Raw genomic sequence first — 22726 nt, forward strand, 5'->3', positions numbered from 1 at the left:
TCTCCTGGTGGCGGGGGCGTGGGGTGGGGGGGCCGTCGATGCGCCAGCCGTCCGGTCCCGACCGGACCGGCCAGCGCAGGCCGGCGGCGCTGGCATGCAGCGGCGGCATCTTGACGTGGCCGACGACGATCACGTCACCGGGTCGCAGGCTGCGGACGTCGTCGCGCGTCAGCGGCGGTGCCGGGATGGCGATCGTCGCGAGGGTCGGCCACTGGCGCCAGTGGCCGGGATCCATCGGCGGACGCGGCGCAGCGTCCGTGCGCGCGAGCAGCGCCTGCAGCCATGTCGCCGGCGCGCGCAGCACACCACTGGCCGCAGCGCTGCCGTCGGCGGGCACGTAATCGAGCGCCAGCCAGACCGCATCGCTCGCAGGTGCGACCAGCGGCGCGTCGGGCAAGGGCAACAGCGAGGTGCCGAGCGCTTCGCTGATCTGGACCAGCGTGGATTCGTGCGCCAGGCTCCATGCAAGGACCCGGGCGCGGCCACGCCGGTCCTGCCAGTGCAGGCCGTCGTCGTCCACGCGTGGCGGCGATGCGAGCTGCAGCGCGAGACGCGTGCCGTCGGCATCGAGTTCGAAGACACCGCCGTCGATCGTCGCGACCTCGGGCGCGCGGCCGCCGCGCAGCCGCAGCACGCCGGCCGGCGTCGTCCAGTGCCGGGCGCGCGCATGCAGGCCGCGCAGCGTCTCGGCCTGGACGGGCGACAGCCGCGGCAGGCGCTCGCGCAGCGACACCGGCGATGCCGCGCGCGCTGCGGGGACAGCGGTCGCGTCAGCCATGGCCCAGCGCCACCTTCATCAGTTCGGGGAGGGAACGCACTCCGAGTTTGCTCATCATGTTGGCCCGATGCAGTTCGACGGTCTTGATGCTGATGCCGAGGATGTCGGCAATGATCTTGTTGGGTTTGCTGGCGACCACGAGGTCCAGGACCTGCCGCTCGCGCGGACTCAGTTTGGCGAGTGCGGCGCCCTGCGGCGAGCCGGCCTGGGTGCGTTCGCGCGTGAGCGCGGTATGGATGGCTTCGACAATCGCCGCGTCGCTGAACGGTTTTTCCAGGAAGTTCGATGCGCCCTTGCGCATCGCCTCGACCGCCAGCGGCACGTCGCCGTGCGCGGTCACGAACACCAGCGGCAGCGTCGACCCGCGACGCAGCAGTTCGTCCTGCAACTGCAGGCCGCTCATCCCGGGCATGCGGATGTCCGAGACCAGGACCTCGCCGTCGCCGTGGCGGGTACTGTCGAAGACGGTCAGGAAGGCCGCACCGGAGGCGAACGCCCGCACCTCGAATCCCGCGGTCTCCAGCAGCCAGGCGGTCGAGTCGCGGAAGCCGTCGTTGTCGTCGACGAGATAGACACAGATGCCGGTCACGCGTCAGATCCTCCTGTCCGGGGTCGGCAGCGTGAATCCGAACACGCTGCCGCCGCCATCCCTGGCCTCGAAAAACAGACGGCCCTCGTGGTATTCGATGATCGAACGGCAGATGGCCAGGCCGATGCCCAGCCCGTCCGACTTGGTGGTGTAGAAGGGCGAAAAGAGCTGTTCGCTTTCCGCCTGGCTCAGGCCCGGTCCGCGGTCACAGACGCGGACCTCGACGTCGCCGTCCAGATTCACCCGGGCTTCGATACGCAGGCCGCGTTGCGCGGCGGGCATTTCGCGCATCGCTTCGATCGCGTTCTTGACCAGATTCAGCAGCACCTGCTCGACCATCACCCGGTCGGCGTAGACCTGCGGCAGCCGGGGCGCCAGTGCCAGCTCGACACGCAACTGCAGGCGTTCGGCTTCCAGCCGCAGCAACTCGAGCACGGTATCGACGATCAGCGGCAGATCCTGCGCGTCGCGCCGCGGCTCGCGAGCCCGGACGAACTCGCGGACGCGCGCGATCACCGCGCTGGCGTGCTCGGCCTGGGTGCGCGCGGCCTGCAGGGCGCGCTCGACCTGGACCGGGCCGCCGGCCTGGTCGACCAGACGCAGGCTGCCGTTGAGGTAGTTCACGATCGCGGCGAGCGGCTGGTTGAGTTCGTGCGCCAGCGTGGCCGCCATCTCCCCCACCGACATCATCCGCGAGGTGAACAGCAGTTTTTCCTGCTGGGACTTGTGCGAATCGAGCGTCTCGATGCGTTCGCTGATGTCGACCGCGGTCAGCAGCGACAGGGCCCGTCCACCGCAGTCGAGGTCGCGCCAGTGCAGCGCGTACCAGCGTCCGCTGTCGGGCGCACGGACTTCCTCGCCGCGCGCCTCGCCGGTGACGTCGCCGTAGAGCGTGGCCAGCAGCGCATCGCGCTGCGCATGGCCCGGCAGGGTGCCCAGGTCGCCTTCGAACCGGCAGTTGGCAGCGATGCGGACGCCGGTGTCGCGGTCGAAGGCCGCGCAGGCGAAAGGCACTGCATCGAGCACTCCGGCCAATGCGTCCGCGTCTGCGTCGCCGCCCGTATGGCGCGCGCGCGGGACTCCGCCGCCTGGGGTTCCGGTCCGCGGCGTCATGCGATGCGCGACATCGGTTGACTGCTACCGTGGCCGCGCACCAGCAGGGTGCCCATTCCGCGAGACCCCATGATCCGCGCTGCCCGCCTCCGTTCCGCCCGCATCGTTCCCGCCATCCTGTCCATCGCGGCTGCGACCGTACATGCCACCACGCCGGCACCGGCGCCCAGCGACTCGTTCGTCGGGGAACTGCTCGCCATCATGATTCCGCTGGTTCTGATCATCGCGGGCCTGGTGTTCCTGCTCAGGGTGGTGCGGCGGCGTTACGGGTTGTCGGGCAGTGACGCCCCGCTGTCGGTGGTGCAGATCCTGCCGGTGGGGCCTCGCGAGCGTCTGGTACTGGTCAAGTCTCGCGCCGGTCGGGTGTTCGCGATCGGGGTGGGCGCCCAATCTGTGACGTTCATTACAGATCTCGACACTGAAGATCTCCATTCATCAGCGACGGACGCCGATACCGGGCCGTCCCATTCACCGGCCAATATCGTCGAGGATCGTTAAGTCACTGTGACGCTTGGGTTTTTCTCCGGCGCGGCGCCTGCGTAACCGATTTCACGCGCGGTCCACGCGCGGACTGGAACCTCCCTGCAACATCGATTTGACCTGCACATAACATAGGCAGACTATCGTACAAGGGCACAATGTGACGCACGAGGGCAGGGGCTTATGCGCCGAATGGACACCAGAGTGTGTGGATCCGCCGTTTCCGGCGTGCGCCCCGGCGTCCGTCCGCAACGCGGCGCGGGTCTGTTCGGTAGCCCGGTGGCGGTGACCCGATGAGGGCGTTCCTCGCCACGTTGACCGACGCGCCTGCTGGCGCTGCGCCCCGCGCCAAGCTGGGCTACAGCGACATCATTTTGGCGTTCGCCGCGGTCACGATCATCAGCGTGATGATCCTGCCGCTGCCGCTGGTGATCATCGACACGCTGGTGGCGGTGAACATCTCGATCGGCTTCGGTCTGCTGCTGCTGGGCATCTATATACCCACGCCCGTGGCGTTCTCCAGTTTCCCCAGCGTGCTGCTGCTGACCACCCTGTTCCGGCTTGCGATCTCGATCGCGATCACGCGTTCGATCCTGTTGCACGCCGAGGGCGGCCACATCGTCGAGACCTTCGGCACGCTCGTGGCCGGCGGCAATCTGGTCGTCGGCATGGTGGTGTTCCTGATCATCACCGTCGTCCAGTTCATCGTGATCGCCAAGGGCGCGGAGCGCGTGGCCGAGGTCGCCGCCCGCTTCACCCTGGACGCGATGCCCGGCAAGCAGTTGTCGATCGACTCCGACCTGCGCGCCGGGCTGATCGACAAGGACGAGGCGCGCCGCAAGCGTCGCCTGCTCGAGACTGAAAGCCAGCTGCACGGCTCGCTCGACGGCGCGATGAAGTTCGTCAAGGGCGACGCCATCGCCGGCATCGTCATCATCCTGATCAACCTGCTCGGCGGTCTGGCGATCGGCGTGCTCCAGCGCGGCATGCCGCTGGCCGAAGCGACGCATGTCTACAGCATCCTGACCATCGGCGACGGCTTGGTGTCGCAGATCCCGGCCATCCTGGCGACGATCGCCGCCGGTCTCGTGGTCACGCGCACGACCGGCGAAATCGACGACCGCCATCTGGGCGACGCGATCACGCGCCAGGTCTCGAACCAGCCGCGCGTGGTGCTCATCACCGGCATCCTGGCGTTGTTGATGACCTTGGTGCCGGGCTTCCCATGGCTGGTGTTCCTGGTGCTGGGCCTGGGCCTGCTGACTTTCAGCGCCTACCACTACCGCTACCAGTTCGAACTGCTGCGTCGCGCATTCCGGGTGACCGACGAGCAGGTGCTGGCCGACGTCCATGCCTCGGTCGACCATGACGATCTCGCGCCGCCCGCGCCGCTGCAGTTGCAGGTCTCGCCTCTGCTCGCGCAGACGCTGGGCGCACACAATCTCGAAGCGCGCGCGGTCGACATCGCGCAGCGCCTGCGCGAGGAATACGGCGTGCCGGTGCCGGTGCCGTCGCTGCGCATCGTGTCGACGTTCGCCGAGGACGAATACCGCCTGACCGCATTCGGTGCGCGTATCGCGACCGGTCGCCTGCGCAGCGATGCGGTGTTGCAGCCGCAGCCTGCGACGGCCGCGAATGCGAACAAGCTGCCGGGCTTCTATCCTGCGGTCGTCGCGGGCGAATGGGTGCAGGGCGGCGAAGGTACGCAGGCGCCGCTCGAGGTGCTCGGCGGTCATATGACGGCGGCGATCCGTCGCCGCATGGGCGGGTTCCTCGGCATCCAGGAAACGTCGAACCTGTTCGCGAAGATGCAGCGCGACTACCCGGACCTGGTCAAGGAGATGCTGCGCGTCGTCGCACCGCAGCGCGTGGCCGACGTCCTGCGGCGCCTGTCGGAAGAAGGTGTGCCGGTGCGCAACCTGCGTGATGCGTTCGAGGCGATCACCGACGTCGGCGGCCGCGAAAAGGATGTCGTGCTGCTGACCGAATACGTGCGCGTGGCACTCAAGCGCGAGATCGCCGACCGCTATTCGGACGACGAACGCACACTGCACGTGCTGTTGATCCACCCGGAACTCGAGGACAAGCTGCGGCAGTCGGTGCGCGTTGCGGGCGGCGCCAGCCAGCTCGCCATCTCGCCCGAACTGGCGGGACGTCTGGGCAACGAGGTGCGGGCACATCTGGGCCGCCAGGGGCCGGGCGTCAAGCCGGTGCTGCTGTGCTCGCTCGACGTACGCCGGCATCTGCGCAAGCTGATGGAGGTCGATTTCTTCGACCTGCCGGTGCTGTCGTACCAGGAACTGGCGCCGGATCTGCGCATCGTGCAGGCGGGACAGATCAATGCATGACCGGGTCGCATCATTACGGGGCATGCGTGCCGTCGTCGCCGGCATTCCGGCGGGAATCGGCGCGCAGACGATGGGAGGACTGACATGACCGAACACACGCACATCCAGGCGCACAACGTGCTGCGCATCGTCGACGGCCTGCATGCAGGCGCCAGTCGCGTGCTGGCGGATGAGGAGATGATCCTCGTCGGCAGCGGCGAAGACTGCGACATCGTGCTGGCCGACGACGCCGTCGCCGCGCACCACGCGCTGATCAGCCTCGTGGGCGGGCGCTTCCTCGTCCGCGCACTCGACGCGCCGGTGAAGGTCGGCGCCCAGGACATCCATCCCGGCGATCCGGTCGAACTCTCCGCGGTGCAACAGGTGCGGATCGGCGAGGCCGTGATCGCATTCGGCCGCGAGAACGATCCCGCGTGGGACGAGTTCGTCACCGTCTTCGCCCCGAATGACGAGGCGCAGGCGCCGCGCAGCGGCTTCGTGCGCAAACTGCCGTGGATCGGTGGTATTGCGGCGCTCTCGCTGGCCTCGCTGGCGATCTTCGCCGCCGTGCTGCCCGCGCCCGACCAGGGGCCGGACCAGCGCGAACGCCTGACCGCATTGCTGGCGGAGCATCGCGTCGCGAACGTGCAGATCACCGACGGCGTGAAGGGTGGCGCGACTGTCACCGGCGCAGTCGACGACAGCGCCACGCTCGAGCGGCTGCGCAACCAGGTGCGCGCGGAGAATCTCGACGCGACCTTGCAGATCCGCACGGGCGAACACATCGCCAGCGACGTCGCGGAGATGTTCCGCGGCCAGTCGATTCCCGTGCAGGCGCGTTACGTCGGTAATGGTGATGTCGAAGTCGTCGGCGAATTCAAGGACGGCGCCGAGATCGAACGCCTCGCGCAGTCGCGTGCGGTCTCCGACATCCCCGGCGTGCAGCGCATCCTGCCGCGGACGCCGTCCGGTCTGCTGTCGCCCGGCGAGGCCGAACAGCCGCAGGCGCCGCCGACGGCCCACATCGTGCAGATCGTGCGTGGCGAGAATCCGCATTTGCTGTCGTCCGACGGCCGGCGCTTCGTGACCGGTGAGGAGATTCCGGGCAAGGGCACGCTCGTGGCCATCGGTGAATCGGCGCACGTGCTGGCGCCCGACGGCACGACGATCAAGATCATTCCCGGCCCCGCGCCGACCCCCGACGATGCGCCGGGCACGGCGACCGCCCAGGCGGGCGCCCAGGGCGCAGCGTCGGGTGATCCCCGTTTCGCCGCAGTGGTGGCCAACGTCAAGGCCGGCACCGCGGTGGTGCAGGCGCCGGTGACCGTTCCGGCGCGCGCATCCGCATCGACGAACCACTGAGGTCGCTCTTCGCAGTTCGCAGTTCGCATCCAACGTCGTATCCACTTTCAAACCGTCGCAAGGAGTACTTCCATGACCACGATTTCCAACGATCAGATCGGCAGCTTCATCGGCCGCGCTTCGATGCAGGGTGACACCGGCGTGCGCAAGGCAGGCGGCAGCGCCAGTTCGTCGAGCTGGTACGAAGCGATGTCACGCGCATGGGGCCAGACGCTCGACCAGCAGGCGACCCGCATCACGGACCTGTCCGCTGTCATCGGGCAGGGCGGCGACCAGCCGTCGAATGTGGTCAAGCTGACTGCCGAAAGCCTGAAGATGCAGTTCCTGTCCAACAACGCCTCGACCTCGCAGAACAGCGTCGGCCAGGCGCTCGAAACGCTGGGCCGCAAGCAGTAAGCGACGCCCGCAGACCACAGCAGCAAGGAGAAGATCATGGTCGACGCGATCCAGGCCGTTGGGCTCGAAGCCGCGGCACAGGGAGCATCGGGGGCAGGCGCCAACCAGCCGGTGGCCTCCGCGTACGAGGTCGGGCAGTTCGCCCAGGCAATGGACCGCGCGGGCACCAGCTCGTCGGCGGCTGCCAATGCGCCCGAGGGCGTGGCCAGCGTGGGGGCGTCGGAGCCGTCCGATGGCGTCCGCATGCTGATGTCCGCGATGGACAATCTCAACGGGGGGGCATCGAGCATCCAGGACCTCGCCAAGACGATGACCCAGAACACCGGTGAGCTTACGCCGGGGCAGGTCATCGAAATGACGATGAAGTCGCATCACTTCCTGTTCCAGTGCGAAATGACCTCGAACGTCGCGAACCGGACGTCCGACGGCATCTCGCAGCTGTTCCGTCAGCAGTCCTGATCGAGAGGTGATCGGCATGCGCGATTCACAACCCTGCGTCACCAAGCGATGGTCCGCGTGGATGGGCATGCTGCTCGCCTGCCTGCTGCTCGCCGGGTGCGGCGGCACCGCGCTCTACAGTTCGGTGGACGAGCGGCAAGCCAACGAGATGATGGGCGCGCTCATCGGCTCCGGTATCCAGGCGCAGAAGAAGCCGTCCGCGACCAAGGTGGGTTGGGATGTCTTCGTCTCCGAGGGCGACATCCCGCAGGCGATGGCCGTGCTCGGTTCGCGCGGCCTGCCGAGGCAGAACTACCAGAACCTCGGCGACATCTTCAAGAAGGAAGGCTTCGCCTCGTCGGCCACCGACGAGCGTGGCCGCTACCTGCATGCGCTGCAGCAGGAGATCACCCAGACGCTGTCGATGCTGCCCGGCGTGGCCCAGGCGCGCGTGCATCTCGCGTTGCCCGAGCGCGATCCGCTCGGGGGCTCGAACGGCAAGACCTCGGCGGCGGTGTGGATCTTCGAACAACCCGGCGCCAACGTCCGCGACCGCGAGGCGGACATCAAGATCGTGGTCAAGGACGGCGTCGAAGGCCTGACGGACATCAACCAAGTATCGGTGAAGTTCGTCGCCATGCCGGCGCCGCCCGAGGCGTCCGCGTCGGGCGGCACCGCGATGGCGCTGTCGGCCGTGAGCCCGATGGCGATCGTCATCGCGGCGTTGGTCGTCGCGCTGCTCGCGGTCGCATTCGCGTTCGCCGGGCGCCTGAAGGCACGCAAGCCCGCGACTGCGGAGAAGGCACCGCCGGCACGCTGGCAGGGTTGATCCATGTCGCTGGATGCGCTGCTCGCCGAGGTGGACCCCCGTTGGCACGCGGCCGACGGCGAGGGCCTGGACGAGGCGCTGCTGCATCGCGCCCGTCGCAGCCGCCTTGGTCGCAGATTGCTGGTCGGCGCCCTTGCCGACGGTCCGGCGTCGCATCTGTTGGCACCGTCTCCCGACGGCCCCGCCGCGCTGGTCGCGCGCTGGAGCCGCACGCGTCTTGCGGCGTTGCATCGCGATCTCGGCGTGCTGGCCTATGCACCGGCCATCCGGGCGGAAGTCGGGCGTGACGCCGTGAAGCGCCTCAAGGCGGCGCTGGCCAGCAGCTATCTGCTCGCCCTCGACCGCAGTGTCTGGGATGCCAAGGTCGATCCCACCCTGCAGGGTCGGCTGTCCTCGACGCTGGCCACCACTTTGGCCGCAGGCGATGCGTTCGCGACGCAACTGTCCGACGTCCTGGAACACCAGGGACGCGCCGAACTGCAGGCCTGGGCCTGCCAGCGAGAGCCCGCGCTCGCGGACTGGGCGCGGCTGGTGTATCCGCCGGGTGCGCTGCCACCGGCGCACCTGCCCGAGAAGCCCCTGCTTGTCGTCCACACGCATCACCAGAATCGCGCCGTCGCGGCCTGATCCCCCTCTGTTCCGGAGCCCGCATGCCGACCCCTGACGCCGCATCCGCTTCTCCCGTTCGCCGGCCACCCGGTGCCGCCGTCGTCTTTGAACGGCGCGAGTTCCGTCGCGGCGTCTCGGCACCGATCGTCCGCGCGGCGGAGTGGCAGTCGCTGGCCGAACTCGACACCCTGCTGGCGCGGGTCAACGCCCTATACGATGAGGCACAGTCCGACGTGCAGAAAGCGCGTGAGCAGGGGTATGCGGACGGATTCGCCGAAGGCCTGGAGCGCGTGAAGCAGCAGATGACCGAGCAGCTCGCATCACTCAACGAGCGCCGTGCGCGCGTGCTGGGTGACGCGGTCGGCCGGATCGGCGATCTCGCGTGCGCGATCGTCGCGCGCATCGCGCCCGATTTCGACGCTGCGAAGGTCGTGCCGGCGCTGGTGATGCGCGCGGTGGAATCGGCGCAAGCCGAACAGTTCCTGATGATCCGTGTGCACCCCGATGCACGCGAGGGTGTCGAACACGGGCTGGGCGCCGTGCGCCAGGCCCATCCGGGTGTGGGCGTCATCGAACTCGTCGATGACGAGAGTCTCGACCCGTTGAGCTGCGTGGTGGTCTCCGAAGCGGGTGAAGTGCGCGCCGGCGTCAGCCAGCAGATCGAAGCGATCCGCGCAGCACTGGCGCAGGCGAGTGCGGTGGCGAGCGCATGACGCCGGAACCGGCCCTGTCGCTGCTCGATGGCCTTGGCGCCAGCGCCGTCGCCAGTGATCCGTTGCTGCACGCGCTGGGTCAGGTCCAGGCGATCGAGCGCGTGGGCCGCGTCAGCGAGGCCTACGGCACCCTGATCAAGGCGACCGGTCTGCGCGCAGCCATCGGCGAGCTCTGCTACCTGCGCAATCCCGGCGATACCCATTTCGAACTGGCGGCCGAAGTGGTCGGCGTCGCGCGGCAGCACACGCTGCTGACGCCGCTCGGCCCGCTCGACGGCATCGCCTCGACCACCGAGGTCTATGCGACCGGCAAGCAGGCGTCGGTCCCGGTCGGCGACGGACTGCTCGGGCGTGTGCTCGATGCACATGGCGCGCCGATCGACGGCAAGGGTGCGTTGGGCGCCACTGTCGATGCGCCGATCTACGCAGCGTCGCCCAATCCGCTGTCGCGCAAGCTGATCGACCGTCCGTTCTCGACCGGCGTGCGCGCGATCGATGCGGTGATGACCGCCGGCGAAGGCCAGCGCATCGGCATCTTCGCCGTTGCCGGCGGCGGCAAGAGCACCCTGCTGGGCATGCTGGCCCGCGGCGGCGATGCCGACGTCAACGTCATCGTGCTGGTCGGCGAACGTGGCCGCGAGGTCAATGAATTTATCAGCGACAACCTCGGCGCCGAAGGCCTGGCGAAGTCGGTCGTCGTCGTCGCCACCTCCGACCGGCCCGCGCTCGAGCGCAGCCGCGCGGCCTGGGTGGGCACCGCGATCGCCGAGCATTTCCGCGACCAGGGCAAGCGCGTGCTGCTGCTGGTCGACTCGGTCACACGTTTCGCGCGCGCGCTGCGCGACGTGGGCTTGGCGATCGGCGAGCCACCGGCGCGGCGCGGGTTCCCGCCGTCGGTCTTCAGCGAAATGCCGAAGCTGTTCGAACGCGCCGGCAACAATGACAAGGGCTCGATCACCGCGTTCTACACCGTGCTGGCCGAAGACGAGGATGGCGGCGATCCGATCGTCGAGGAAGTGCGCTCGATCCTCGATGGCCACATCGTGCTGTCGCGCAAGCTCGCCGCCGCCTATCACTACCCGGCGATCGACGTGCTGACGAGTCTCAGCCGCACGATGCCGCGTGTGGTCGACACGCCACATCTGCGCGCGGCCGGGCAGCTGCGCAAGTATCTGGCCAAGCACCAGGACATCGAGCTGTTGCTGCAGCTGGGTGAGTACAAGCGCGGCACCGATCCCGATGCCGACATCGCGATCGAGAAGATCGGGCCGATCCGCAACCTGCTGCAGCAGTCCGAACACGAACTCGTGCCGTTCGACACCTCGTCCGGCGCGCTGCGGAAGCTGTTCGGATGAAACGCTATCCGCTCCAGACCCTGCTGCAGTTGCGCGAACACCGCACCGAAGCGGCGCGTCTGGTGGTGCTGGAGAAGCAGCGCGCGCTGCAGCAGTGCATCGAGGCCTGCACGCGAGTGCAGGGCGAACTGACGAGGCTGGAGCGCGACCGCAGCGGACACCGCACGCGTCTGCTCGATCCACCGCCGCCCGGCGTGCCCTGGCCGGCCGCGCTGACGCAGCGCGAGGCGCACATCGATCTCCTCGGCGAGCAGATCGTCGGCGCGCAGCAGCGCCTGTCGAAGGCACAAGAGACCGTGCGACAGGCCGAAGCCGCGCTGCAGGAAGCGCGCGATGCGTTCTTCCGCGCCAAGGGCCGACAGGACGCATTGGAGAAGCGCCGCGATCTGTGGAAGCGCGAACAGCGTGGGCTGTTCGAGCGACAGGAAGAGGCGACTAACGAAGATTTGCTGCAGGCGCGCTACATGGCCGCGCGGCAGCAGTAGGCACGGATACGAGGAGACGACGATGAGCGTGCAGCGCAACGATTCCGCATCCCGGCCGCCGGACCAGGCCGCGCGCAACCGGCAGGTCGACCGCGAAGCCAAGGCCGACGCCAAGGACACGCCGCCGCGTGAGCGTGTCGACCAGTTCCGCTCGATGATGCAGCAGGCCCGCGGCGACATGCAGGGTCTGCAGGGTGAGTCCGAACTCGCGGGCGGCGGCCTGCTGCAGGGCGACGGCGAGCTGCAGGAAGGCGAGATGGCGGAGCTGGCCAGCCAGCAGGAAGCATTTAAATCGCGGCAGTCGCTGTCGGATGTCGTCGATGCGCGCACCTTCCGTCAGCAGCACGACACCGGCTTCGGCATGCAGTCGCAGGGCATGGAATCGGCCGCGATGCTCCAGGCGCAGATGGCGCTGCGCGACGGCGCGCCCGCGGCCGCACCGGCCGCTGCGGCCTCGAATGCCGGACAGCTGTTCGACATGATGGAAAAGCACGTGCGCCAGATGGCGGTGCACGATGCCCGCGATCCGGGCGGCGATGGACAGGTGCTGCTGCGCATGTCCGACGCCACGTTGCCCGGCACCGATCTGCTGCTGAGCAAGAGCGCCGATGGCTGGGTGCTGCGCGCCGACAGCCGCTCGCGCGAGAGCTTCGATGCGATCCGCGAGGCGGGCCCGCAGCTGGCGAAGCGTTTCGCCGAGCAGAATCTCGGCACGCTGACGATCGATCCGCACTACCACGGCTGACGTATCGGCCTCTGCTTCGCCTCCATGCGGGCGGGTCCGCAGTGGGTCCGATACGCCTCAGTCGTGCGCGGGTCCCGCATCGCGCGGCCCGGCCCGTCGCGGCCGCAGGCCGTGCCAATCTTTCCGCGCCAGGCGGAACCGGCGCGCCGGATTGCCGAACTGCTCGCCCGCTTCGATCTCGTCGAAGCCCAGACGCTGCAACAGCGGCGGCACCGACCGATTCTCCGGCACGCATTGCGCGATCAGCGCAGGCAGTTGCAGCGTCTCGAACGCATGCGTGCACAGGGCCGCACCGCCTTCGATCGCGTAGCCGCGGCCCCAGGCCGACGGCAGCAACCGCACGCCGATCGCGACGTCGTCTGCTGTGCCGCTGGGCGTCAGGGAGAACAGTCCGATGAAGCGACCCGCGCGATCGCGTGTATGCCACAGCCCCAGGCCCGGCCGTTCGCGATAGAGCTTGTTGGCCCAGACGACCAGGCCCATCGCATCGTCGAGCGTGGCAATCGGATCATCGAGCAGCATCCGGGTCACGCGCTCCTCGCGACCCAGTTGCAGCAGGTCGAGCGCGTGCCGGAACGCGAACCCGTGCAGGCGTAGACGTCGTGAACGCAGCTGTTCGTCCGTTGGATAGTCACGGCCTTCCGCGGGAAGGTCGTCACGAGAAAATTTTGGCGGCGTGGAATCTGCTGCGCGAGCGGACAAGGGCGACTTTTCCTGCATCGTGCCGTTATAGCGCGGCCGATTGCGATCGCGTCGAAAACAATGGAGCTAGGGCGGACCCTAGATGGGGCACGACCTAGCTGTTAAGGCAGTCGATTGGGAAGACACTAATCCTGTAGTCACGCCGGTGCAGTCAGTTCGGGTGCCAGCGCGCAAAGGTTCGAAAGGTTCAAGAAGTTTGTTATCCGTATCTATCCAACAGGAGTTTCATCATGTCCAGCGACGTCTTCTCCGGCATCGGTTCTCTGATCGGCAGCGCCATCGGTGGCCCCCTCGGAGGCATCATCGGCAACTTTCTGGGTGATCTGATCGGGAATGTGTTCACCTCGGCGTTCGACGGCCTTTTCTCTTCGCTGGGTCTGCCCCAGGGTGCCCAAGACGCGATCAGCGAGGGTTTCTCTTCAGGCTTTAACTTCAACTTCAACGTCGGCGGCAAGTGACCGATGCAGTACGACCAGCAGTCGCAGCGGCAAGCGTGGATCGAGGGATTGGCCCAGCTGCGTGAGCAGGGCGCCATTACAGTCGACGATGAGACCACGCTGATCCGGCATATGGACGAGCGACTGGATGCCGTGCAGCAGGAACTGACTGGACTCGTGCCCGAGTATAACGAACGGGTCGAGTCGGACGGTCAGGAGGCTGCGGATGTGTGGATCGGCCAGCGGGCAAGGGAAATGGGAGAGCGCGAAGGCGCCGACGCCCGTCGCATGGTGGAGTCGTTGTCATCCGTGAAAGACGCCGCTGCCTGAGTGTGTCGTACTGTCAGATGCTGCCCGTGGTTGCCTGTGCACCCGCGGGCAGCTTCTTTTCCTGGATTCATCCCTGTTCGCATCATCGCTACATGCAGGCGGACTACCCTCGGCTGCGTTGGAACCGATCGATGATGAACGGAGGCTTCAGCGAATGAACACCCGATCCCGCGTTGCAGTGTCCAGCCTTCTGGTGGTGCTGTCGGCAAGCGTTTTCCTCACAAGCGCCCCGGTCGCCGCGCAGGACGGTAATTACATCGATGCGGTGACGCCCTACGCCCATCATCAGCTGCACCGGTATCGTGGCGATGAAGACGACGCGCGCGGCGAAGAGAAGACCAAGCGGAAGTACGAAGCATCCGCGCAAGTGTCGCGCGAACTCAACCGCACGCTGTCGCAGTTGCTCGCAGGCAAAACACCGCGCAACGATATCGCGGAATCCGCGAACGTCCAGGCAGTGTTTGACCAGCATCCGGGCTACCGCACGATGCTTGCCCGGCAGATCGGGCAGGATGCAGAGGACATCGAACGCAATCTCGACCGGGGCATCTTGCAGTCACGGCTTTCGGAACTTCTAGACAAGCGCGATTACGCGGCAAACGATCCGGTAGAAGTGCTCAATGCCTATCTGGTCACGGCTTGGCGCGTCGTCCACGATGATCGCCAGAACGCGCACGACGGATCGTACCGGGGGCTTCAACGCGCGATGCGGAATTCTGAAATCGTTGCGCCCGAAGCGTCGCGTCAGCAGGTTGCGGAGATGTTCGGGATCATCAACATGTTGACACTCGCGGCTTGGCGGAATACCCGCGAACCGGATGAGCGCGAAGCGCTGCGGCTGGGTACATTGATGCTGGCGAAACGGATGAGTGGTGTCGATCTACAAGCCGTTGTCCTCACTGATCGCGGGTTTGCCCGTCGCAATTGAACCTGTTCCTATACCCATATTTAGAGCACGCCGTTTCGGCCGTGTTCCCTCCGGCGCCAGTGCGTCATTCACCAGGTGCAGTCATGTCGCAAAATACGAAATCGCTACTGAGTGCTGAAGATCGTGCCGCGATGATCCAGCAGTATGAGAAGTTCCTGTTTGAGCAGCCGGAGATAGATGCTGCCGGGCGAGAAACAATGATGGCCAAGTTCGAAGAAGGTCTCAACGACGCCAAGCTGGATCCGACTGCCGCAACTGCACCGGAACTGATGCAGCAGTGGCAGGAACTCGTGGGGCAACTCCAGGTCCAGTTCGGGCTGTCTGATGCGGACTCCGGACGTCTGCGCGGGGTACTCGAGAAGCCGCTCATGAATCCGGCTGTCCAGAAGGCGCTTGAGTTTTCGCGCTACGTCGAGACCTATGGTCCAGAGAAGGCTCAGGAATGGTGGGCCAGCCAGTCGAAGAGTCCAGAACGTAACGCGGGTTGAATTTGAATAGCCCTTAGGGTACGCCCTAGCTTACGCACGGCCTGTGCGCTCGAGAGAATCATCCCGTAAGCAGAAGAGCCATCACGAAATAGCTGGACCGGGTTCCGACGCATGGCCCAGCGGCGCTTCTCGAAGAATTCAACGGCAAATTCCTCACCCAAGTACGGAGATCAATAAGATGACCGATATCAATTTTTCCGCCCAGTTCTCGGCCGACACGCTGCGTGGAATCCTGGATTCCTCGCAAGGTACGCATGAAGCCCGTGCCGGTGGTCAGGCCGGCACGCTGGCGAACAAGTACGGCGGCTTCCTGATGCAGATTGCACAGGTTCTCGGTGAGAAGCTCGACGAAATGGCCAAGGATCTGCAGAAGTTCGCCGAAAAGCTTGGCGATAAGCCGACCGCCGCCGAGACCACCGAGCTCAGCGGCATGAGCCAGATGTTCCAGATGTTCATGAACAACGCTAGCACCGTGATCAAGTCGCTTGGTGAAGCCAACGCCGGTATGGCGCGTAAGCAGTAAAGGATCGCCCTCGGCGGTTTGGGGAGAGGCGGGCTTCGGCTCGCCTTTTCCATTTGTGCGGTTCGATATTGATATCAGGAGAGCGCATGAATCTGCGTACATCGAAAAAGCAAGCGGCGCCGCTCGGTTTGGTACTCGATGGTTTGCTCGCGTGTGTACTGGCGCTGGCAGTGCCCAGTGCATGGGGCGCGGATGGTGATGCAGCTGTTCAGCGCGCGCTCCTGCAGGCCGTTTCGCAGCCCGCGCCTGTAGAGGTGGATGCGCGCGCGGTAGATACGCTGTCCTTCCGCCGAGATGCTGCAGTCAGCGCACGCGTTGAGCAGGAGACGATCCAGGCGCTGGGTCGAAACCCTGGGCAGATCGCGGAACTGGAAGAAGTCATAGGCTCAGGCGATATGCTGCGCGAGTTCGACAAGATCCTGCGTCGCTACGGCTACGACCCGACCAATCTCGGCGATGTGCTGGCCGCGCATCTGCTGATCTCGTGGGAGGTCGTCAACGATCGCGATTCGCGCCAGTCGCCGGACGGTCAGCGCGCGGTGCGACGGCAGTTGATCGGGCCGCTTGCGGCGGTGCCGGAGGTGGCGGCGATGTCGGACGCGGCGAAACAGGCGCAGGCCGAGCGGACCGCCTATCTGACGATGGTCTCGGCGCTGACCTACCAGTTGCTGAAGCAGCAGGGCAATCGGGAAGCTTTGCGCGCGCTGTCGGCGAGCGTGCGTCAGGGTCTGCAGGGCAATGGTGTGGATCTGCAGCGTGTCTCGCTCGGCGATGGCGGTCTGGTCACGCGCTGAGAAGCACCAGGTCGAGACAGAGAAGGGGCGCCGCATGCGGCGCCCGTTCGTTTGGGGCAAGCGTTAGCGACGCATCGGATCAGGCGGTGGTCGCTGCGCGCGCATGAGCTGGCGCCCGAGCCACCATGCGCCGAGGGCGGCCAGCAGACCCGCCCACGCGAACTCGCCCGTCCAGCGCCGCAGCGTCGGCGCGGCAGGAAGTTCGCCGAGGCTCAACAGGAAGCTGACGAGGACGAGGCCCAGGCATCCATACGCCACGATCGCCAGCACCCAGAACATCTGCTGGAAGACCTTGGCGATCTGGCGCGGTGTGTCGTCGTCGTGGGGCCGCATCACGTGCAAGCGGCCCTGCGCGGCGGCGAGCATCCACTGGCCCAGTTCCTGCGCGCCGACCTTCAGGCGACCGCGTCGACGCAGGCCGGGTCCATCCAGGGTGTAGGTGCCGGCGCCGGTCAGCTCGGCGCGGACCGGGCCACCGGCGTCGAGCGAGGCCGTACCGGCAATCGGATTGCCGGACGCCTGCGCTTGCGGGTTGCCGGCAAGCTGTTGTGCGACCGGTGCCTGCGCCACGGTCGTGGCGAGGGGCACGGCAGCGAGCAGTGCCGCGCCCTGCAGTGCGCTGGAGAGATTGGGCTGCACAGGCGGCTGTGCCTGCTGCGGAACCGCCGCACGATCGGCAGCGGGATTGCCGGCAGCTGCAAAGGGGGCGTCCGTGCGCGCGGGCTGCATCTGCTGCGGAACCGGCGCTGAGGTCGCCTGCTGCGCCAACGTGTTCGTGGCCTGCGGCTGCACCTGCGTGGGTTGCGCCGGTGGCGCTTGCCCCATGGCCTGCGCCGAGGTCGCGGCCGACTGTGCGGGAACCGCTTGGGTCTGCATCGGCGTCTGCGCGGGCGCGGCCTGCATCGGCCCACTCGCTTGCTGGGCCGACAGAGGCTGGGTCGGTACCGGATTCGCCGCCTGTGGAATCGACGCTGGGGCGCCGGGCAGCGCATTGGCGACCGTGCGCACCACGTTCGCAGCGGTCTGCACGACATTGCCGGGCAGATTGCCGAGACCCTGTGCGGCCCCGGGGACATTGCCGGGCACCGGTGCCGTTACAGGGCCGCCACCGGGGGACACGGGTGTCGACAGGCTGGGCGCGGGACCCGGCGGAACCAGAATGTTGCGGAGTGTCGTGGTGACGGAATTGACCAGATTTCCGGCCGTGTTGATCAGCCCGCCTCCCATCTGCGGCGCGGTCGCCATGCCGTTCGCGACGGGCGTATTCGCGGGCGGCGCGCTGAAGGGCATCGGCGGCGGCGGAAGCGACACGCCACCCGGGAGGTTGAACGTCGGTAGCCCGGTCGGCGCCGACGGCGTGGGCGTCGCATTCGCAGTGGGCATGCTCGCAGTGGATTGCGGCGCCGCAGTCGATGCCGGAGCGCCGCCTGCGCCCGTGCCCGGAAAGATGTTCGGGAGCAGACGCCCCGGCAGCGCCTGCATGAAGCCGCCGAACTGCTGTGACAGCGACATGCCCCCAGCGCCGCCGCCACGTCCGAGTCCGGGCAGAGGCGGCAGCTTCGGCAAGCCGGGAAGGCCTGGTGGCTGTAGGGACACCGTTGCCTCCGGGGGCTGGATGGCAGGCAGAAGGGGCGCGCGGGGGCCACTCGACGGCGGCTTGCCCCGAGGGTAGGCGCCCTAAGGCACCGCCACACCCTGGGGTCGACCCTAGCGTGCGTCGTTCTGCGACCGCGGTCGCAGCATAAAAAAAGGGAGACTTTCGTCTCCCTTCAAGCCGGCAAAGCCGGAGGACTATGGTGTGGCGGACGCAGGCTACCGCGTCCGGATACCTGATGCAACACTTGAGATAAGGCGTTGCAAGTGACTGATTCGATTAGTCGGCCAGTTCCAGGGCATTGCGCTTCGACGCGCGACGGTCGCCCGCAGGCTGGTCCCAGGCGTTGTTGAACTGGGCCGGCTCCCAGCCGCCGTAGCTCGGATTGGCCAGCATCCACCAGCGCTCGCCGAACCAATCGCCGTAGGTGTCGAGCAGTTCCCCGCGGGCGTCGGACGTGTTGGCGACGATGTCGACGAAGTCGCCCAGCTGATCACCGAACTGCATCAGCACGCGGTAGTCGCGACCCGCCAGACGCCGCCGGCAGGTCTTCTCGGTACCGTGCTGCTCGCAGTTCTCGACGAACGTGCCCAGGCCGAGAAACACACTTTCGTCCTTCACCGGCAGCCCTTCGGCACGGAGATTCGCCAGCGTCGCCTCCTGCAGATGCTGGGCGCGGTTGGACAGGTACAGGATGGTCACGCCCTTGGCCTCGGCCGCCTTGGCGAACTCGAGCACGCCCGGCACCGGCTTGGCCTTCTTCTCGGCGACCCACTGCGCCCAGGTGACCTCGTCGTATTCCAGGCCGTTCTGGATCAAACGCGCCTGGTAGGGCGAGTTGTCGAGCACGGTTTCGTCGATGTCCATGATCACCGCCGGCGGCAACGCGGTCGCATCGCCGATCAGCTCGCGTTCCTCGGGCACCAGCGCATCCCAGTTCGTCTCGGCCAGCGCGTCGTCGAGGTGATCGGCCGCGGCGCGGAAGATCGACAGGCTGTTGGCGCGGTACTCCTCCGATCGCTGGATCCACAGCACCGCGTTGAGGTTGTCGCTGGGATCGGTCGCAGCCGGCGCCGGCGACGCGGATGCGGCAGGCGCCGTGTCGGCAGCAGCGTCGGTGGGCGCGGTGTCCGGCGTCGTCGGCTTGCAGGCGGCCAGCAGCAGGGCGCCGGCGAGCAGGGTGAGGGCGGGTGCGGTCAGGCGCATGGGCGGGTCCGTCGTCATCGTGTGAACACGCGAGTTTAACGGCCGCGATCGCCCCGAACATGACAGCCCGGCATGCGGGGCGCATCCTGTCGCCCCTTTCGAGGCTGGAATTTCCATGGACGCGCAGACGCAGGACCAGGACCGCTGGCCCCGGCTCACCCCGATCGAGGCACGCGTGCTCGGCTGTCTGGTGGAGAAGCAGGCGACCACGCCGGACGTGTATCCGCTGACCGTCAACGCGGCGCAGTCGGCGGCCAACCAGAAGACCGCGCGCGAGCCGGTGATGTCGGCCTCGTTCGGCGACGTGCAGCACGCGCTGCGACAACTGGAAGGCCACCGGTTCGCACGGCAGTCGTTCTCCTCGCGCGCCGAGCGCCATGAGCATGTGCTGGGCACGGCGCTGGATGTCCCGCAGCCGCAGGTCGTGCTGCTCGCGCTGCTGATGCTGCGCGGCGCGCAGACGCTCGCCGAGCTGGTGACGCGCAGCGAACGCATGCATCCCTTCGCCGATGCCGACGACGCGCGCCATCATCTCGAGCGTCTGGCCGGCAAAGGGCTGGCGGTGCGCATTCCGCCGTTGGCGGGCCGCCGCGAGGACCGCTATGCGCATCTGCTGTGCGGGCCGGTCGATGTGGCCGCCATTGCCGCAGCAGGCCCCGCGCGTGAATCGGCCGGAGATGCGGGCCTGGCAGCCCGGGTCGAAGCCCTGGAGGCCGAGGTCCTTGCGCTGCGAGAAGCGCTGGACGCGCTGACGGCACGCGTGCCGGTTTGACTGCTGGATTCCTCCAGGCGCTGCCAAGGCCGCGCCTGGAGGTCAGCTGTCGAGCAACGCCCGGATCGCCGCGAATCCGTGATCGGCACGCTCGCGCTTGCGGGCCGCATCGGCCACCGGATCCGCGCCGTCGCGCTGCACCTCGGCGGCCGGCAGTTCCTCGAAGAACCGGCTCGGCGTGAGCCGCAGCTTCTGCCCCCAACGCTGGGTCTCGCGCGGATGGCTCAGCCACAGCTGTTCCTTCGCGCGGGTGATGCCCACGTAGAGCAGGCGCCGCTCCTCGTCGATGCGACCCTCGTCGATGCTCGACTCGTGCGGCAGCGTGTTGTCGTCCATGCCGATGATGAAGACGTAGCGGAACTCCAGTCCCTTGGCGGCGTGCATGCTCATCAGTCGCACCTGGTTGCCGGCGTCGCCCTTGTCCGCATGACTCAGCAACGCGAGTTGCGAAGCCAGTTCGCCGGGCCCGGCCCCGCGCGCGCCTTCGAACCAGTCGGCCAGTTCGTTGAGGTTGCCCGAGCGGATCCGGAACAGCTCGTCGGTCTTGCACTGGGCCCTGACCATCGCGATCAGCCCGGAGCGTTCGTTGAGTTCGCGCACCAGTTCGCCGGCCGGCAAGCGGCGGGCGTCCTCGCGCAGTCCGCGCAGGATGTCGCCGAACTCGCTGAGCGCATTCGCCGCGCGCGGCGGCAACTGCTTGAGCAGGCCCATCGATTCGATCGCGCGCGACATCGGCATGTCGGCCGCGCGCGCCAGTTCCGACAGCCGCGCCAGCGAGGTCTGGCCGACGCCGCGCGCCGGTGACTGCACCGCGCGCAGGAAGGCCGAATCGTCGTCGGGATTGGCCAGCATGCGCAGCCAGGACATCGCGTCCTTGACCTCGCCGCGATCCAGGAACGCCGTGCCGCCGCTCAGGTGATACGGCACGCGCAGCAGCTGCAGCGCTTTTTCCAGCGGGCGCGAGAGATGGTTGCTGCGGAACAGGATGCAGAACTCGCTCCATTCCAACTGGCGCGAGGACTGCAGGAACTGGATCTCGCCAGCCACCTTCTCGGCTTCGTGCGCGCTGTCGCGGCACTCCCAGATGCGGATGCGCTCGCCGTCGGCCTGCGCGCTCCACAGCGTCTTGGGGTGCTCGTGCGGATTGTTGGCGATGAGCGCATTCGCCGCGCGCAGCACGCGATTGCTGCAGCGGTAGTTCTGTTCGAGCTTGACGATGCGCAGGGTCGGATAATCCGTGCCCAGCGCGGTCAGGTTCTCCGGATTCGCGCCGCGCCAGGCATAGATGCTCTGGTCGTCGTCACCCACGCAGGTGAAGTTGCCCTTCGGCCCGGCGATCGCCTTGAGCAGGCGGTACTGCGCGTCGTTGGTGTCCTGGCACTCGTCGACCAGCAGATAGCCGATCCGCTCGCGCCACGCGTCGCGCGCGTCGTCGTCGGATTCGAGCAACTGCACCGGCAGACGGATCAGATCGTCGAAGTCGACCGCGTTGAACGCGGTCAGGCGTTCCTGGTAGCGCGCATACAGCGCGGCCGCTTCGAACTCGCGCGCGCTGATCGCGACGGCGTGCGCCTGCTCCGGCGACAGGCCGGCATTTTTGGCCTTCGATACCAGGCCCTGCAGCAGCTGGATCATGTCCGGCTTGACGCCCGGCAGCAGGTCCTTGATCTGCGAGGCGCTGTCGTCGGCGTCGAAGATCGAGAAGCCGCGCCGCAGACCCAGCTTGGCGTGGTCGATCTGCAGCATCTTCAGGCCGAGCGCATGGAAGGTGCAGATCGTCAGGCCGTCCGCCGCATCGCCGCGGATGCGCTTGGCGATGCGCTCGCGCATCTCCTTGGCGGACTTGTTGGTGAACGTGATCGCCGCGATGCGCTTGGCCGGGTAGCGGCCCGACTGGATCAGATGCGCGATCTTCTCCACGATCACGCGCGTCTTGCCGCTGCCCGCGCCGGCGAGCACCAGCAACGGACCCTCGACATGGCCGAGCGCCTGGGCTTGTTGGGGGTTGAGACCGTGCATCGGCACCACGCGAGTCAGCGACGCGCATTGTAGCGGTCGGGCCTCCGCCGGGCCTGAAGCGCGCCGGTAGAATGCCGCCATGGCCAAGCTGTACTTCTACTACTCGGCGATGAACGCCGGAAAGACCACCACGCTGCTGCAGAGCGCGCACAACTACCGCGAGCGCGGCATGCGCGTGGCGCTGCTGACGCCGCGGCTCGACCACCGCGCGGGCGTGGGCCGGGTGGCGTCGCGAATCGGCCTGTCGTCGGACGCGATCGCGTTCGACCGCAATGACGATCTGCTCGGCCGGATCCGCGCGCTGGTCGATGGCGATGGCAGCCTGCACTGCGTGCTGGTCGACGAAGCGCAGTTCCTGTCGCAGGCGCAGGTGTGGCAGCTGTCGGAGGTCGTCGACGCGCTGCGGATTCCGGTGCTGTGCTATGGCCTGCGCACGGACTTCCGCGGTGAGCTGTTCGAAGGCAGCCGTTACCTGCTGGCCTGGGCCGACGAGCTGACGGAGATCAAGACCATCTGCCACACCGGCAAGAAGGCCACGATGACCGTGCGCGTCGACGAACAGGGCTATGCGGTGCAGGACGGGCCGCAGGTGGAGATCGGCGGCAACGAGCGTTACGTCTCGGTGAGCCGCGCGGAGTTCAAGCGCATCGTGCGGGGCGAGGGCCGGATCGAGCCGGTGCAGCCGCAGTTGCCGCTGGTCTGAGCCGGCTGCGG

General features: G+C 67.4%; 26 protein-coding genes. 19 read left to right on the forward strand and 7 right to left on the reverse strand.

All coding sequences use genetic code 11. From position 1 onward, the window contains the following. The 3 genes from CURTO8I2_RS12390 to CURTO8I2_RS12400 all read right to left on the reverse strand — a co-directional run. The coding region (locus CURTO8I2_RS12390) for a hypothetical protein (protein WP_159681362.1) at positions 1-778 on the reverse strand (778 nt) is incomplete at its 3' end. Next, positions 771-1367, reverse strand: coding sequence for a response regulator (locus CURTO8I2_RS15545; protein ID WP_159681363.1), 597 nt, complete (start codon positions 1365-1367; stop codon positions 771-773). The genes CURTO8I2_RS15545 and CURTO8I2_RS12390, both read right to left, overlap by 8 nt. Before the next feature lie 3 nt (positions 1368-1370). Continuing rightward, entirely contained in the window at positions 1371-2381 is a 1011-nt protein-coding gene (locus CURTO8I2_RS12400) for an ATP-binding protein (protein ID WP_159681364.1), read from the reverse strand. A 168-nt stretch (positions 2382-2549) separates the two neighbouring features. On the opposite strand from CURTO8I2_RS12400, the gene CURTO8I2_RS12405 reads away from it, so the two are divergent. The 11 genes from CURTO8I2_RS12405 to CURTO8I2_RS12455 all read left to right on the forward strand — a co-directional run bounded on the left by CURTO8I2_RS12405 (position 2550) and on the right by CURTO8I2_RS12455 (position 12219). After that, positions 2550-2978 carry a flagellar biosynthetic protein FliO gene (locus CURTO8I2_RS12405; protein ID WP_159681365.1) on the forward strand — a complete coding sequence of 143 codons (429 nt, stop codon included), beginning with the start codon at positions 2550-2552 and terminating at the stop codon, positions 2976-2978. A 275-nt stretch (positions 2979-3253) separates the two neighbouring features. Then, positions 3254-5308: a type III secretion system export apparatus subunit SctV gene (gene sctV / locus CURTO8I2_RS12410; protein ID WP_159681366.1), complete on the forward strand. Its 2055-nt coding sequence runs from the start codon at positions 3254-3256 to the stop codon at positions 5306-5308. An 84-nt stretch (positions 5309-5392) separates the two neighbouring features. Next, on the forward strand, positions 5393-6649 hold the full coding sequence (locus CURTO8I2_RS12415; protein WP_159681367.1) for an FHA domain-containing protein: 1257 nt from the start codon (positions 5393-5395) through the stop codon (positions 6647-6649). A 72-nt stretch (positions 6650-6721) separates the two neighbouring features. Continuing rightward, entirely contained in the window at positions 6722-7045 is a 324-nt protein-coding gene (locus CURTO8I2_RS12420; RefSeq protein ID WP_201295513.1) for a hypothetical protein, read from the forward strand. Positions 7046-7081: 36 nt separating this feature from the next. Continuing rightward, positions 7082-7504: a hypothetical protein gene (locus tag CURTO8I2_RS12425; protein WP_159681368.1), complete on the forward strand. Its 423-nt coding sequence runs from the start codon at positions 7082-7084 to the stop codon at positions 7502-7504. A gap of 16 nt (positions 7505-7520) precedes the next feature. After that, positions 7521-8312 (forward strand): EscJ/YscJ/HrcJ family type III secretion inner membrane ring protein, encoded by a 792-nt coding sequence (locus CURTO8I2_RS12430; protein WP_159681369.1) that lies wholly within the window; start codon positions 7521-7523, stop codon positions 8310-8312. Positions 8313-8315: 3 nt separating this feature from the next. Continuing rightward, the gene (locus CURTO8I2_RS12435; RefSeq protein WP_159681370.1) at positions 8316-8939 is read left to right on the forward strand and encodes a hypothetical protein; all 624 of its coding nucleotides are present in this window, start codon (positions 8316-8318) and stop codon (positions 8937-8939) included. A 23-nt stretch (positions 8940-8962) separates the two neighbouring features. Further along, a complete protein-coding gene (locus CURTO8I2_RS12440) occupies positions 8963-9634 on the forward strand; it encodes a FliH/SctL family protein (RefSeq protein WP_159681371.1) in 672 nt (223 codons plus the stop codon). Next, positions 9631-10989: a FliI/YscN family ATPase gene (locus CURTO8I2_RS12445; protein ID WP_159681372.1), complete on the forward strand. Its 1359-nt coding sequence runs from the start codon at positions 9631-9633 to the stop codon at positions 10987-10989. Before CURTO8I2_RS12440 ends, CURTO8I2_RS12445 begins: the two co-directional genes overlap by 4 nt. After that, positions 10986-11474, forward strand: coding sequence for a hypothetical protein (locus CURTO8I2_RS12450; RefSeq protein ID WP_159681373.1), 489 nt, complete (start codon positions 10986-10988; stop codon positions 11472-11474). Before CURTO8I2_RS12445 ends, CURTO8I2_RS12450 begins: the two co-directional genes overlap by 4 nt. 22 nt (positions 11475-11496) lie before the next feature. After that, on the forward strand, positions 11497-12219 hold the full coding sequence (locus CURTO8I2_RS12455) for a hypothetical protein (RefSeq protein WP_159681374.1): 723 nt from the start codon (positions 11497-11499) through the stop codon (positions 12217-12219). 57 nt (positions 12220-12276) lie between these two features. Here the strand turns inward: CURTO8I2_RS12455 and CURTO8I2_RS12460 are convergent, their stop codons facing one another. Further along, positions 12277-12921 (reverse strand): GNAT family N-acetyltransferase, encoded by a 645-nt coding sequence (locus CURTO8I2_RS12460; protein ID WP_159681375.1) that lies wholly within the window; start codon positions 12919-12921, stop codon positions 12277-12279. 230 nt (positions 12922-13151) lie between these two features. On the opposite strand from CURTO8I2_RS12460, the gene CURTO8I2_RS12465 reads away from it, so the two are divergent. From CURTO8I2_RS12465 to CURTO8I2_RS12490, 6 genes are all read left to right on the forward strand, one after another. After that, the gene (locus CURTO8I2_RS12465) at positions 13152-13379 is read left to right on the forward strand and encodes a hypothetical protein (protein WP_159681376.1); all 228 of its coding nucleotides are present in this window, start codon (positions 13152-13154) and stop codon (positions 13377-13379) included. 3 nt (positions 13380-13382) lie between these two features. Continuing rightward, entirely contained in the window at positions 13383-13688 is a 306-nt protein-coding gene (locus tag CURTO8I2_RS12470; protein WP_159681377.1) for a hypothetical protein, read from the forward strand. A gap of 154 nt (positions 13689-13842) precedes the next feature. After that, positions 13843-14616, forward strand: coding sequence for a hypothetical protein (locus CURTO8I2_RS12475; RefSeq protein ID WP_159681378.1), 774 nt, complete (start codon positions 13843-13845; stop codon positions 14614-14616). Positions 14617-14699: 83 nt separating this feature from the next. After that, positions 14700-15104, forward strand: a complete 405-nt coding sequence (locus CURTO8I2_RS12480) for a hypothetical protein (protein WP_236551098.1) — start codon at positions 14700-14702, stop codon at positions 15102-15104. Positions 15105-15282: 178 nt separating this feature from the next. Further along, positions 15283-15627: a hypothetical protein gene (locus tag CURTO8I2_RS12485; RefSeq protein ID WP_159681380.1), complete on the forward strand. Its 345-nt coding sequence runs from the start codon at positions 15283-15285 to the stop codon at positions 15625-15627. 86 nt (positions 15628-15713) lie between these two features. Next, positions 15714-16421, forward strand: a complete 708-nt coding sequence (locus CURTO8I2_RS12490; protein ID WP_159681381.1) for a DUF6683 family protein — start codon at positions 15714-15716, stop codon at positions 16419-16421. 63 nt (positions 16422-16484) lie between these two features. On the opposite strand, the gene CURTO8I2_RS12495 is transcribed toward CURTO8I2_RS12490, so the two are convergent. Together CURTO8I2_RS12495 and CURTO8I2_RS12500 are read right to left on the reverse strand one after the other, a co-directional pair. Then, the gene (locus CURTO8I2_RS12495; RefSeq protein ID WP_159681382.1) at positions 16485-17933 is read right to left on the reverse strand and encodes a hypothetical protein; all 1449 of its coding nucleotides are present in this window, start codon (positions 17931-17933) and stop codon (positions 16485-16487) included. 361 nt (positions 17934-18294) lie between these two features. Then, positions 18295-19221: a 5'-nucleotidase, lipoprotein e(P4) family gene (locus CURTO8I2_RS12500; RefSeq protein ID WP_159681383.1), complete on the reverse strand. Its 927-nt coding sequence runs from the start codon at positions 19219-19221 to the stop codon at positions 18295-18297. 115 nt (positions 19222-19336) lie between these two features. On the opposite strand from CURTO8I2_RS12500, the gene CURTO8I2_RS12505 reads away from it, so the two are divergent. Further along, the gene (locus tag CURTO8I2_RS12505) at positions 19337-19993 is read left to right on the forward strand and encodes a DUF480 domain-containing protein (RefSeq protein WP_159681384.1); all 657 of its coding nucleotides are present in this window, start codon (positions 19337-19339) and stop codon (positions 19991-19993) included. Between the two features lie 42 nt (positions 19994-20035). Here CURTO8I2_RS12505 and CURTO8I2_RS12510 read toward each other — a convergent pair whose 3' ends face one another. Continuing rightward, on the reverse strand, positions 20036-22012 hold the full coding sequence (locus CURTO8I2_RS12510) for a UvrD-helicase domain-containing protein (protein WP_159681385.1): 1977 nt from the start codon (positions 22010-22012) through the stop codon (positions 20036-20038). A 79-nt stretch (positions 22013-22091) separates the two neighbouring features. On the opposite strand from CURTO8I2_RS12510, the gene CURTO8I2_RS12515 reads away from it, so the two are divergent. Continuing rightward, positions 22092-22715: a thymidine kinase gene (locus tag CURTO8I2_RS12515; RefSeq protein ID WP_159681386.1), complete on the forward strand. Its 624-nt coding sequence runs from the start codon at positions 22092-22094 to the stop codon at positions 22713-22715. Positions 22716-22726 lie beyond the last annotated feature (11 nt).

Origin of the sequence: Luteimonas sp. 9C (assembly GCF_902506295.1) — a bacterium.
GTDB lineage: Bacteria > Pseudomonadota > Gammaproteobacteria > Xanthomonadales > Xanthomonadaceae > Luteimonas.